The sequence below is a fragment of the Listeria grandensis FSL F6-0971 genome, from assembly GCF_000525835.1.
GTDB classification, from domain to species: domain Bacteria; phylum Bacillota; class Bacilli; order Lactobacillales; family Listeriaceae; genus Listeria_A; species Listeria_A grandensis.
The window spans coordinates 74,082-86,860 of the sequence record NZ_AODD01000015.1; the positions used below are offsets into that span (position 1 = coordinate 74,082).

Annotated in this window: 11 protein-coding genes and 3 pseudogenes; 8 read left to right on the plus strand and 6 right to left on the minus strand. The window is 42.9% G+C overall.

Annotated features, from left to right (window positions below; all coding sequences use genetic code 11):
• Positions 1-35: 35 nt before the first annotated feature.
• Positions 36-409: pseudogene (locus PGRAN_RS10210) on the minus strand (YtxH domain-containing protein).
• A 13-nt stretch (positions 410-422) separates the two neighbouring features.
• Positions 423-842, minus strand: coding sequence for an HIT family protein (locus tag PGRAN_RS10215; RefSeq protein ID WP_036066914.1), 420 nt, complete (start codon positions 840-842; stop codon positions 423-425).
• Between the two features lie 163 nt (positions 843-1,005).
• On the opposite strand from PGRAN_RS10215, the gene PGRAN_RS10220 reads away from it, so the two are divergent.
• Together PGRAN_RS10220 and PGRAN_RS10225 are read left to right on the plus strand one after the other, a co-directional pair.
• On the plus strand, positions 1,006-1,755 hold the full coding sequence (locus tag PGRAN_RS10220) for an ABC transporter ATP-binding protein (RefSeq protein WP_036066916.1): 750 nt from the start codon (positions 1,006-1,008) through the stop codon (positions 1,753-1,755).
• The gene (locus tag PGRAN_RS10225; protein WP_036066918.1) at positions 1,745-2,962 is read left to right on the plus strand and encodes an ABC transporter permease; all 1,218 of its coding nucleotides are present in this window, start codon (positions 1,745-1,747) and stop codon (positions 2,960-2,962) included. The genes PGRAN_RS10220 and PGRAN_RS10225 overlap by 11 nt, the downstream gene beginning before the upstream one ends.
• Before the next feature lie 54 nt (positions 2,963-3,016).
• Here PGRAN_RS10225 and PGRAN_RS10230 read toward each other — a convergent pair whose 3' ends face one another.
• Entirely contained in the window at positions 3,017-3,520 is a 504-nt protein-coding gene (locus PGRAN_RS10230; protein WP_036066919.1) for an antibiotic biosynthesis monooxygenase family protein, read from the minus strand.
• Between the two features lie 213 nt (positions 3,521-3,733).
• Here PGRAN_RS10230 and hemE point away from each other — a divergent pair, with 213 nt between their 5' ends.
• The 6 genes and pseudogenes from hemE to PGRAN_RS10255 all read left to right on the plus strand — a co-directional run bounded on the left by hemE (position 3,734) and on the right by PGRAN_RS10255 (position 8,582).
• A complete protein-coding gene (gene hemE / locus PGRAN_RS10235) occupies positions 3,734-4,792 on the plus strand; it encodes a uroporphyrinogen decarboxylase (RefSeq protein ID WP_036066920.1) in 1,059 nt (352 codons plus the stop codon).
• Positions 4,789-5,709: a ferrochelatase gene (hemH, locus tag PGRAN_RS10240; protein ID WP_036066921.1), complete on the plus strand. Its 921-nt coding sequence runs from the start codon at positions 4,789-4,791 to the stop codon at positions 5,707-5,709. The genes hemE and hemH overlap by 4 nt, the downstream gene beginning before the upstream one ends.
• A 37-nt stretch (positions 5,710-5,746) precedes the next feature.
• The gene (gene hemG, locus PGRAN_RS17500) at positions 5,747-6,316 is read left to right on the plus strand and encodes a protoporphyrinogen oxidase (protein ID WP_051998572.1); all 570 of its coding nucleotides are present in this window, start codon (positions 5,747-5,749) and stop codon (positions 6,314-6,316) included.
• 7 nt (positions 6,317-6,323) lie between these two features.
• Positions 6,324-6,962: a protoporphyrinogen oxidase gene (gene hemG, locus PGRAN_RS17505; protein ID WP_051998573.1), complete on the plus strand. Its 639-nt coding sequence runs from the start codon at positions 6,324-6,326 to the stop codon at positions 6,960-6,962.
• Between the two features lie 350 nt (positions 6,963-7,312).
• Positions 7,313-7,660, plus strand: a complete 348-nt coding sequence (locus tag PGRAN_RS10250; RefSeq protein WP_051998574.1) for a hypothetical protein — start codon at positions 7,313-7,315, stop codon at positions 7,658-7,660.
• Positions 7,661-7,810: 150 nt separating this feature from the next.
• A pseudogene (locus PGRAN_RS10255) lies at positions 7,811-8,582 on the plus strand (Cof-type HAD-IIB family hydrolase).
• Positions 8,583-8,839: 257 nt separating this feature from the next.
• Here PGRAN_RS10255 and PGRAN_RS10260 read toward each other — a convergent pair.
• The 3 genes and pseudogenes from PGRAN_RS10260 to PGRAN_RS10270 form a co-directional block, all read right to left on the minus strand.
• Positions 8,840-10,510, minus strand: a complete 1,671-nt coding sequence (locus tag PGRAN_RS10260; protein ID WP_036066927.1) for an alpha,alpha-phosphotrehalase — start codon at positions 10,508-10,510, stop codon at positions 8,840-8,842.
• Positions 10,511-10,523: 13 nt separating this feature from the next.
• A pseudogene (treB, locus tag PGRAN_RS10265) lies at positions 10,524-11,941 on the minus strand (PTS trehalose transporter subunit IIBC).
• A 159-nt stretch (positions 11,942-12,100) separates the two neighbouring features.
• Positions 12,101-12,778: an ABC transporter ATP-binding protein gene (locus PGRAN_RS10270; protein ID WP_036066928.1), complete on the minus strand. Its 678-nt coding sequence runs from the start codon at positions 12,776-12,778 to the stop codon at positions 12,101-12,103.
• Position 12,779 lies beyond the last annotated feature (1 nt).

Genomic DNA, 12,779 nt, shown 5'->3' on the forward strand with positions numbered 1-12,779 from the left:
AACGGACTGCGGGAGAACAGTTTGCACCTTTTCTATTAATTGCTTTCTTTTTTGTCTTTTTTTAGCGTTTTTTTCTAAATTCGGAAATCGTTTTTTGCATATCTTTGATTTCATCTTTGAGGCGAGCTTTTTCAGGCTCCATTTCCTCGTTCCAGTTAGCAACAGATTCTTTGATGTCCGTTGACAAATCTTTTAGTAAGGTTGTGCCTTCTGTACCTAGAACTTGAACAGATTGTAGTAGGTCTGTCGCGTTGTAGGCAAGTTCTTTCAGAATGACGCTTGCTTCACCAGATTTTGAAGCGATGTCGTGGCGCAGTTCGCGTCCAGACTTAGGTGCTAAAATAATGGCTGTTGCAGCGCTTGTTATACCACCGATAAGTATACCGAGTAATACGGATTTTGTATTCATATTAATCACTCCTTTAGACTTCTTTTGCAATTTTGTCGGCGAGTTCTTGGAAGGCCTCTTTCGAATACCAGTTGGCATTGTCCGCCCATTTCAAGCCGAAATCATCTTTATTTGTATAGCGCGGGATCAGGTGAATATGGTAATGAAAAACGCTCTGTGAGGCGATTTCTTCATTGTTATTCAAAATATTAAGTCCCTTTAACGGCAAGGCTTTTTTCAGACCCGCAGCGATCTTTGGAACACGTCTAAAAATTTCGGCGGCCACGTCTTCTGGCAAGTCAAAAATATTGCGCGCATGTTGCTTCGGAACTACAAGCGTATGCCCCTCTGTTACCTGTCCCAAATCTAAGAAAGCATAGACGTGGTCGTCTTCGTAAACCTTAGCAGAAGGAATCTCGCCGTTTACTATTTTGCAGAAAATACAATCATCCATTGATAGATACACCTCCGAAAAAATTAACTCTCATTGTATCTAATGTACCATAAAAGTATGCAAAACGCATGTCTGAAACGAAGTAAAAATAGTGAATGTATGGCAAAAATGGTCTCAACTGTGCTATTATTAGTTCAATAAGTTGGATAATAGGAGTGATAACATGGCTTTAGTAGAGGTTCATAACTTAACTGGTGGCTACACGAAACGCCCGGTTTTAAAAGATATTTCTTTTGAAATTGAGGAGCGTCAAATCGTCGGTCTTATCGGTTTAAACGGCGCTGGTAAAAGTACAACGATCAAACATATTACCGGTCTGATGCAACAGAAAAAAGGCACGATCACGATCAATGGTCATACATTAACGGAAAATACGGAAGAGTATCGAAAGCAGTTCGCCTATATTCCAGAAACGCCCGTATTATATGAAGAGTTAACGCTAAAAGAACATTTGGAACTGACAGCGATGGCTTACGGGCTAACAGAAGAGGAATTGAAGACGCGTATGACACCGCTGTTAAAAGAATTCCGCTTGGAGAAAAAGTTAAACTGGTTCCCTGCGCATTTTTCGAAAGGGATGAAGCAAAAGGTCATGATTATGTCGGCTTTTTTGATTGAACCGAACTTGTACATCATTGATGAACCTTTTGTTGGGCTTGATCCGCTTGGCATTCAGTCTTTATTGCAGTGGATTGAGGAGATGAAAGATACAGGCGCGAGTATATTGATGTCGACGCATATTTTGGCAACGGCGGAGAAATATTGTGATAGCTTCATTATTTTGCATGACGGAATTATTCGCGCACAAGGGACACTTGCCGATTTGCAAGCCGATTTTGAAATGCCTGGAGCATCGCTTGATGAGATTTACGTACAATTAACAAGGGAAGAAGAGCAGGCCGATGAAGTTTGATGCGGTAGATTTATTTAAGAAGCGTTTTGGCAGTTATATGGAGGAAGTTAGCAGGTATATGCGCTACATGCTGAATGACCACCTGCTGTTTGTGCTGATTATCGGTGTTGGAGCTTTCGTTTACTCGTATTCCGGATGGGTGAAGACGTTGACGCCAGCTTTTCCAGCAGTGGCTTTGATGGTGATTTTACTCACGGCGGCGATTGCGGTGACGACGATTAATACGTTGCTTAAACGGCCGGATGCGGTTTATTTAATCGTCCAAGAAAAAGCAATGGATCAGTATTTCAAAAAGGCAAATGCGACTAGTTTTTGGATGCAGATTTATATCTTTATTTTGGTTTTAGCTGCGTGTATGCCCATGTATGCTGCGGTGACAGGGTTCAGTTTTTCACGATTTTTCCCATTGTTGATTGTAATGCTTCTGATTAAACTGTGGAATGTATATTTCCAGTGGGAGACGATGAAGCTTGAAAATACGGATACGACGTGGCTATTTGTTCGAATTATCGTGAGTGCTGCACTGATTTATTTGGTGTTGGCATTCAACTTAATCTGGTCGATTCCAGTGGTGCTTGGGATATTACTTGCAAGCTATCTATGGATGAAACGCAAAACGGTGGGGCTGACGATTAAGTGGGAATATTTGATCGATAAAGAGGAGGCGCGGATGAATCGCTTTTATCGTTTGGCGAACCTATTTACCGATGTCCCTCATTTAAAGGGAACCGTGCGCCGTCGTGCTTACTTGGATTTCTTGTATCACCCGATTCCATATGCGAAAGAAAAAACATTTGCCTATTTGTGGAGCCGTACGTTTGTGAGAACGAATGAGTTTATGGGTCTGTATGCACGCTTAACGGTGATTGCGTTCTTGTTACTCGTTTTCGTTCAAGGATTTTATCTCAATATCATCTTTTCATTGCTGTTTATTTATTTGACCGGATTCCAGTTCATCCCGATGTTACGGCATTTTGATGGGCAAGTGATGCTGAAACTGTATCCGATTGATGATCATTTCAGACGGCGTTCGTTCATCCATTTCTTGCGGATTCTGCTTGTGGCGCAAGCATTGCTGTTTGGTATCGTAGGCATCGCACAGAATGGATCGATTGGTGGGGTGATTATACTAGCGGTGAATTTGGCCTTTGTGGCGGTGTTCACGTTTATGTATGTGCCGTATCGTGTTAAAAAGATATATCAGTAAACAAGAAAAATACGTTGTTGACATCTTGCTTCAACAACGTATTTTTTAACGGCTTTATTTCTCATCATGAAAGTATTCAGGGAAGTGGAACACATCCACATGTGAAAAGCCGCTTTGTGAACTATTGCTACGGATAAGATCCATGATTTTATTGTGTGCTGCGCCAGTTTTCCAGTGTTGGTAGTCGTCGCCGCTGTTCCAAAATGTGATGATCAAATATTTGTTCTCTGTTTTGGATTGTAGTAGTTGCATGCATTGTAAACCGCGTGCTTCGTGCAATGTTAAAGCAATAGATTGGTATAATTTCTGGAAAATAGGAATTTCTTCTGAGCGTAAGTATAAATACTCAAATGTTACGGTCCCATGGCCTTTAATTTCGCCAAAGCTTTGGTTGATGCGGTAAGCTGTTCCTTCTTTGAAAACGGTTGGCTCAGCTGTTTCTTCGAGCAAAATGGAGTCACCGAAATTTTGTAGTAGTGTAATGTCGCGGGTCGGATTGTCGGAAAGAATTTGACGAAGATAATGTTCGGTTCCGCTAGTGATATACGCATATTTCATAATAATAGCCTTCTTTCTAAAATGGTATGTAGTGCAAGGATAATAGATTCCATAAGTAGATACTACAACTATTTTCCTCTTTCTGCAAAAATAAAACGTTATGGAGCTACTTATCTGGTTTTTAAGTCTGTTTTTTGGTATGCTGTAGATTGTAATAATTATAAAGTGTGCACGTTTTTTATGTGCTTTAATGAACAATGAAGGGGTTTTGTTATGAAGAAGTTGGAGAATGACTTATTTTTACGTGCCGCTAGAAAAGAAGCTGTGGACAGGATCCCGGTTTGGTATATGCGGCAAGCAGGGCGCTCACAGCCAGAGTATCGCAAACTAAAGGAAAAGTACTCATTATTTGAAATCACGCATCAGCCGGAGCTATGTGCTTATGTGACGCGTCTTCCTGTGGAACAATATGGTGTTGATGCGGCGATTCTGTATAAAGATATTATGACGCCGCTGCCTGGAATGGGTGTGGATGTGGAGATTAAGAGTGGAATTGGGCCGGTGATTGCCAACCCAATACGCACGGCAAAAGATGTGGAACAGTTGTCGCTATTTCAAGCAGACCAACATGTACCGTATGTGCTAGATACCATTCGATTATTGACAGAAGAGCAACTTAGTGTACCGTTGATTGGCTTTGCTGGTGCACCGTTCACGCTTGCGAGTTATATGATAGAAGGTGGCCCTTCTAAGAGTTATCACCAAACGAAAGCTTTTATGTATACGCATGAGGCTGAATGGCATTTATTGATGCAAAAACTAGCGGTGATGACGGCGGATTATTTGTTAGCGCAAATTAAGGCTGGAGCTAGTGCTGTGCAAATTTTTGATTCATGGGTTGGGGCGCTTAGTGCGGCGGATTACCGTACATATATTAAACCGGCGATCGTGCAAATTGTGGGGACTGTTAAAAAACACAGTCCTGCTACACCAGTCATTATGCAAGCGGTTGGCGCGACGCATTTGTTGCCGGAGTGGCAAGATCTCGGTGTCGACGTTGTTGGTGTAGATTGGCGGATGTCGATTATGGAGGCAAGAACAAGAGCTGGCGGCATGGCATTACAAGGGAATTTGGATCCGTCGCTACTTTTGGCACGTGATAAATGCTTAGCGCAAGCGGAACTTATTTTAGAAGAGGGGACGCAAGAACTGGGCTTTATTTTCAATTTAGGACACGGCGTTTTTCCAGAAGTATCACCTGAAATGTTGAAGGAATTGACGACATTTGTACATGAAAGAAGTGCAATTTTACTAAGGGGTGGAGACAAGTGAGTAAAAAGGTTGGATTGTTGGTAATGGCATATGGTACGCCGTATAAAGATGAGGATATTGAGCGTTATTATACGGATATTCGGCACGGTCGCACGCCGAGTCAGGAATTGATTGATGATCTTCGTTCGCGCTATCATGCGATTGGAGGGCTTTCACCGCTTGCTAAAATTACACAGGCGCAAAGCTACGGGTTGGCGGAGACGCTAAATAGCATGCAATCGGATATTGAATTTAAAACATACATTGGATTGAAGCATATCGAGCCATTTATTGAGGACGCGGTGCAGGAAATGAAAAATGATGGTATCGAGGAAGCAATCTCCATTATTTTGGCGCCACATTATTCGAGCTTTAGCGTGAAAGAATATAATGGTCGTGCTTTGAAGAAGACGGAAGAGATTGGTGGTCCATCGATTAAGACGATTGATAGCTGGTATGACGAGCCGAAATTTATCGACATGTGGGCAAAACGGATTAATGATGTGGCAATTCCAAAAGAGGAGCTAGATCAGGCGGTGCTTGTGGTTTCAGCGCACAGTTTACCAGAGAAAATCAAGGAACATGGCGACCCGTATCCAGAGCAGTTGGCGGAAACGGCGGAACTGATTTTTGATCGAGTTGATGTGCCGCACTATGCCTTAGGATGGCAGAGTGAAGGAAAGACTGGAACACCTTGGCTTGGGCCGGATGTTCAAGATTTGACGCGTGCTTTATTTGAGGAGCACGGCTACAAACACTTTATTTATACACCGGTTGGCTTTGTGGCGGAGCATTTGGAAGTGCTTTATGATAATGATTACGAATGTAAAGTCGTGACGGATGAGATCGGAGCGGTCTATCATCGCCCGCCGATGCCAAACGATGATAAGGAATTTTTAGACGTACTAGCCACAGTTGTTTGGAAAAATTGGGAGTAAATATATAGAAGTTTAAATAAAAAGGTGAGTGTTTCCTGTGGTTAAAAAGAAGATCGTTGTCATTGGCGGAGGCATTACAGGACTATCAAGCACATTTTACTTAAAAAGGGAGCTTGAGAAGCAAGGCTTGGATTACGAACTGGTTTTACTTGAAGCAGGCACAAAATTTTGGGGAAAGATCGAGACGGTGAAGCGTGATGGTTACATTATTGAGCGCGGACCGGATTCGTTTTTAAGACGAAAATCAGAAATGCAAGATTTGGTGATGGATCTTGGTATGAAAGATCAGCTAGTGGAGGACGCGACGGGAGAGAATTACGTGCTCGCAAAGCAAGGATTGCATGCGATTCCTAAGAGCTCGATTATGGGGATTCCGGCACGATACCGTCCGTTTTTTAAGAGTGGCTTACTCTCGGCAAGTGGAAAGTTACGCGTGCTCGGAGACTTATTTTTGGGAAAGCAACAAGTGGAAGAGGAGGATATGTCGCTTGGTGCGTTTTTGCGAGCGCGTGTTGGTGATGAAATGGTCGATCATATTTTAGAACCGTTGATGTCAGGCATCTATGCGGGTGATTTGGATGAGATGAGTGCTGAGGCAACGGGGTGAGCGATTTTTGGAGATTGAGAGGCGTCATGGTAGTCTGATTAAAGGAATTCGCGCGATGTACGACGAGGCGACGGCTAAGCAAAGTTCGGAGTCTACCTTTTTGACCATGCGCTATGGTTTGATGACGATCGTCGAGGCGCTGGAACGAGAGCTGTCTGCTAAAATTATAAAAAAAGGCAAGCGTGTACAGAAAATTTCTAAGCAGGCTCATGGCTATGAATTGACCGTATCGAATCAAGAGAAGATTCAGGCAGACAGTATTTTCATCGCTTTGCCGTATCATGAAATCATTCCGTTGTTCGGAGAAGACGCGATTTTTGAGGAAATTGGTGAGATTCCATCTGCGAGTGTAGCGACAGTCGCGATGATTTTTCCAAAAAATGCGATTGAAAAAGATATTAAGGGAAGCGGCTTTGTTGTGTCACGGAATGAGGATTTTTCAATGACGGCGTGTTCTTGGATTCATAAGAAATGGCCACATACTGTTCCAGAGGATAAAATATTACTGCGCGCCTATCTTGGACGTAGAAAAGAAGAATCGATTGTAGAGCTTGCCGATAAGGCGATTGAAGAAACGGTTTTGAGCGATTTGAACCGGATTATGAAGATCAATCAGGCACCGGAGTTCACGATGATCACACGTTAGCGGAATAGTATACCACAATATACGGTTGGGCATGTACAACGAAAAGAAGCGATTTACGCAAAGTTTCAAGCCGAATATCCAGGAATTTTTGCCGGTGGTGCGTCGTTTGAGGGTGTAGAACTTTCGGAATGTGTGAGGCAGGGTAAAAATAGCGTGCAGTGGATTTTGGATTATCTGGAGGGTTAAGCGAGCGGGAATGCGCTGTTTATCTGGGTATCTTTGTTTTCAGATCTAGCTCCCTTTTTTGCTTTTCGAAATTATTACCATAATACTACCCAGTTTTAATCTTATTCTCATTTTCCTCGGGCATAATATCATTATAGACAGACCACTACGGGAGGAAAAAAATAATGAATAAATTAGAAAAGAAACGAATTGCAGAGAATATTAATTTATATATAAGGTTAAACGGTTTTACGAAACGCTCTTTTGCGAAAGCTACTAATTTTTCTCAAGGCACGGCGGAAGCGATTTTGAATGGCAAGGTTATAAGTAATGCGAAATTCAATAAATACATAGTGAAGATAACTGAAAAGCTAGGTTTGGATACTCATTATTTTAAACAGGATAAGGAAACGCTCTTATCTATGCCGATTCATTATCAAGAGGAAGAAGAAAAAATTCATATCGGTGATGAAAAATACAATACAATTAGTGCAATGCTAAAAATTGGCGATGTCTATTATACTAATTTGTAATAAAAACGATTCGTGTCCAGCAAAATGGACAGGGATCGTTTTTTATTTGAAAATGAGATACAATTTGCAGCGGAGTTTTTTCTCATACGCGACGAGCAAACTTATGTTATGGTGGAAGTATGCATTGTTTAGAAGAAGGGATTTGATTTTTTGAAACCAGCTGCGATTTGTTTTTTTTGATTTGGATGGGACTTTATTAATGAGTGATTCGGAAGTGGCGCAGAGTTCTGTGATGGCTCTTGAGGCGTTGAGGGCAAAGAATATCATGCCAATTATAGCTACGGGGAGAACGCTTTGCGAGATTGAGCATGTGTTAGCTGCAACAGGAATGACTTCTGTGATTGCGATGAATGGTCAGTATGTTATGTACGATGGACAAGCAGTTTATACGAATCCGATTGATGTCGAGGAGATTAGAACACTACACCAAGGGGCAAAATCGCAAGGAGTGGAAATGGCTTTCTATACGGAGGCAAAAATTCGTGGAACAGCCCAAAATGAAGTGATGGAGAAGCATTATCGGTATTTGGGTGAGGCACCACCAGAAGTAGATGGAGCGCTTTACTTGAAGGAACCAGTCTATATGTTATTATTACTTTTAGAAAAAGGGGATGATTATTTCCCGGATCGCTTTCCATATTTTCAGTTTGTCAGGAATACGCCGTTTAGTAATGATGTGGTGCCAACAGGTGGCTCGAAGGCTCGCGGGATTGCAAAATTGCTTGAAGTGATGGATTTTGGGGACGTTCCAACCTATGCGTTTGGAGATGGCATGAATGATTTGGAGATGTTTGAGGTTGTAGATCACGCGATTGCGATGGAGAATGCAGTGCCAGCTCTAAAGGAAAAGGCGGAGTTTATTACTACAGATAATAATAGCGATGGTATCGAAAAGGGGTTGCAACTGTGCGGCTTACTTTAAATAAAGGCATGAAAAAGCCAGATGATAAAATCATCTGGCTTTTTATAGCGCCCTTAAACTGCCTTCCACAAAGCATTGATGTTTAAGGGGTTGGCAGTGATATCTCACACTGCTTGTAGGCTCATCGCATGAAGTAATCTTACCACGCGCTACGACGAATGTAAAGCTTTATTTTTGTTGTGGCATTGTGCAGTGAAGGGAATTAGAGCTTCTCCGTGTCGATACTAGCATTTGCTCAGAAGCTATGAGGTTTGGCTCTACTTTATGTGTAGCATCAGTGCTTCGTAAGGTTGCAATACAATCTTATTTGTCATCGTCTCATGTGGATAATTTGATTCTAAAATTTGGCAGTTTTTATCTTGGTAACGCTCGGGTAGAGTCCAAACATGCTCCTCTGCGCTAAAATTACCAACAACGAGTAGTGTCTCTCCGTTCCAATGGCGCTCATAATCGTAAATCGTTTCACTATCTGCGTCGAGCAATGTGAAATCACCATTTGTAAAAATAGCCTGATCGCGACGCATTGCAATGAGGCGTTGATAGGTGTAAAAAATAGAATCAGGATTCGCGAGTGCTTTCTCAGCCGTCCATGTATCTGCATGAATGGGCGCCAACCAAGGTTTTCCGTCTGTGAAGCCGTGATGAAGGTCATCGTTCCACTGCATTGGAATCCGAGCATTTTCACGTGATTTCAGGCGTAAGATCTGTAATGCATCTTCCTCGGAAATCCCGTCTGTTAGCATCTGCTTGTAGGCATTGCGAGATTCCGCGTCGTCGTACTGCGAAATATTAGTAAAATTCGCATCGGTCATCGCGATTTCTTCGCCTTGATACACGTAAGTCGTGCCTTGTAAGCCAAACAAGATAATGGCTAGTAGCTTCGCGCTCTGTTCACGGTAAACCTGATCATCTGCAAAACGAGCCAGCGCCCGCGGCTGATCATGATTGGTCCAAAACAACGCGTTCCAACCGCCACCATCTGCCATTTTTAGTTGCCATTCCGCCATCACGCGTTTCAAGTCGGTCAAACGATATTTGGCGCTCGCCCATTTTTTCCCGTCTGGGTAGTCCACTTTCATATGATGGAAATTAAATACCATGGAAAGCTCTTGCCGATCAGGATTTGTATACTTAATACATTGCTCTGGCGTAGTTGACGACATTTCACCAACTGTCACCAGACCATACTTATCAAAAATACGACGGTTCATTTGATGCAAATATTCATGTACATGCGGTCCATCTACATAAAATTTACGCCCGTCATCTTGTGCTGTTGCCAGCGAATCATTCGGGAAATCAGGGTTTTTGGAGATATTATTGATAACATCCAAACGGAATCCGTCGATGCCTTTTTCACCCCACCAAGCCATCATGCTATAGATTTCTTCTTGCAATTTTGGATTCTCCCAATTTAAATCGGGCATGCTGACCTCATAAAGATGCAGGTAATATTGACCGGATGCTTCGTCAAGTTCCCAAGCGGATCCGCTGAACTTAGAAAGCCAATTATTTGGAGGCCCGCCATCTGCCGCAGGGTCTTTCCAAATATAATAATCGCGATACGGATTATCTTTGCCTTTTAACGCTTCTTGAAACCAATGGTGCTGATAGGACGTGTGATTGACGACCATATCCATCATGATTTTCAAACCACGATCATGTGCTTCCTTCAAAAGTTCGTCAAAATCAGCCATAGTTCCGTATTGTGGATCGATCGCGAAGTAGTCTGCAATATCATAGCCGTTGTCGCGCTGTGGGGATACATACATTGGCGTAAGCCACAGCAGGTCGATGCCGAGTTTTGCTAAGTAATCTAGTTTTTCAATAATGCCGCGAATGTCGCCGATACCGTCTCCATTTGTATCGTTAAAACTGCGCGGGTAAATCTGGTATACCGTTCCTTTTTGCCACCATTCGTTATTCATCCTAAAAATCCTCCTAAAATCCTGCATTTCCTTGTTTTCGTCTTGCGAGTCCGATAATTATTGTTAATACAAATGGTACGCCGATTGCGATGAGCATGCCGATCGCATAAGCTCCCCAGCCAGCGCGTGTAATGGATAGGATCGAGAACAGTCCGCTGACACCGATTGATTGGGAGATAACACCATTATAAGCGATGAATCCACCGGCAAGCCCAGCGCCAATCATCGAGCAAATAAAGGCGTACTTGGCGCGTAAATTGACCCCGAACATCGCGGGTTCGGTAATGCCAAGATAGGCTGAAAGCGCGGATGTGAGCGCGATACTGCGGTTCTTTTTATCACGGGTTACGAAAGCCATCGCCAGTGCCGCCGAGCCTTGAGCCGTATCGGAAAGCGCCTGAATTGGCCAAAACATCGTTCTGCCGGTCGTCGAAATCAGTTGTAAATTGACAGCGAGGAAGGCGTGATGCATGCCGGTAATAACAAGCAGAGCGAAACACCCACCAAATAGGACACCAGTAATGATCGGCGAGACGCTCGACAAGCTAACGATGCCGTCTGTAATCCAATTGGAAATCCATAAGGTGATCGGTCCAATCGCAATCAAGGATAGCGCACTTGTGACGAGCAATGTAACTGGTGCGACAATCAAAAGCTGGAACGCATCGGGAATAACGCGGCGTAACGCTTTCTCAATGGAAGCGTATACCCAAGCGGCCACGAGAACAGGCAATACTTGACCTTGATAGCCAATTTGTGCGACTTCAAGCCCGAAAAAATTCCAATAATGTGGTTCTTTCACGCCGATATCATAGGCACTCATCAGGCTGGATTGACGAGCACAAGACCCAAAACAATCCCCATCAGCGGGTTTCCACCGAAATATTTTACGGCTGACCAACCGACAAGCGCCGGCAAGAATGCAAAAGCAGTTCCGGCAATCATACTGATCATACCAGCAATACCAGCAAGGTTCGGATACATATCTACAAGCGATTTACCTTCTACAAAAATCCCAACACCGACGAGGACATTATTAATTCCGAGTAAAAGACCACTGGCAACAATCGCCGGCAAAATAGGAATGAAAACATCAGCCAGCATTTTCACGATTTTTTGAAGTGGGTTGAGTTTTTTTGCGTTTTCTTCTTTGAGTTCGGCAGTTGTCACTTCTTTGACATTGGTCTGGCGAACGAGTTCTTCATAAGCTTTGTCGACGGTACCTTGTCCGATAACAACTTGATATTGTCCATTAGAACTGAAATTTCCACGAACGATATCGATCTCCTTTAATGCGGCTTCATCTACGATAGATTCATCTTTGAGCTGAAAGCGGAGGCGGGAGATACAATGTGTTGCCATGTTAATATTATCTTCGCCACCAATTGCCGCAATAATCGCTGCGACATTCTTTTTTGTCACCTTTGCCATCTTAAATTCCCCTCTTTCTAAGCTAAATCTCAAAATGTAATCGATTTCATTAGGTTTATTATAAGTTGTTTAAACAACTTATGCAAGCGTTTTTCAAAAATTTGTTTAAACAAATTTTTAGAGAGGTAGAAAAACCCCCGCAAAAGCGAGGGTTTGGTGTTACATTGTTTCTACTAGTTGCTTACTTTTCAAGGTTAATGTGATATCGGATTGTTTGGCGATGGATTTGTCATGCGTCACCATGATGATACATTTTCCTTTTTGATGTGCGAGAGCTTTGAACAAGTAGATGATTTTCTCAGCGGTTTCACCATCAAGGTTACCTGTAGGCTCATCGGCAAAGATGATTTGGGCGCTACCAGAAAGGGCACGAGCGATGGTGACACGTTGTTGCTGCCCACCACTGAGCTGTAAGACGGGGCGCTTCATTTGATCTTCGGTTAATCCGACCTCAGTTAAAACGTTGATCGCATGGGCGCGTTTATTTTTTATGCTTGGATGTTGGATACCGATCGCGGTGATGACGTTTTGTAATGCAGTCATGTAAGGGATCAGATTGTAAGCTTGAAAAATGATGGCGCAATGATTCTTTCGATATTTTTGTAAAGAGAGGGAGCCGCCGATGCTCTGTTTTTGAAAAAGAACTTGGCCAGCGCTTGGCACGTCGAGGCCGGATGAGATGGAGAGCATCGTTGTTTTTCCTGATCCGGATGGGCCTAGAATAGTGTAGAACGTGCCGGCGTTGAAGTCATAAGATGCGTCTAGTAAAATGGTTTGGCTTTTGCCACCAGATTGATATTTGTATGAGATATTATTTAAACTTAGAATTTTTTCCATA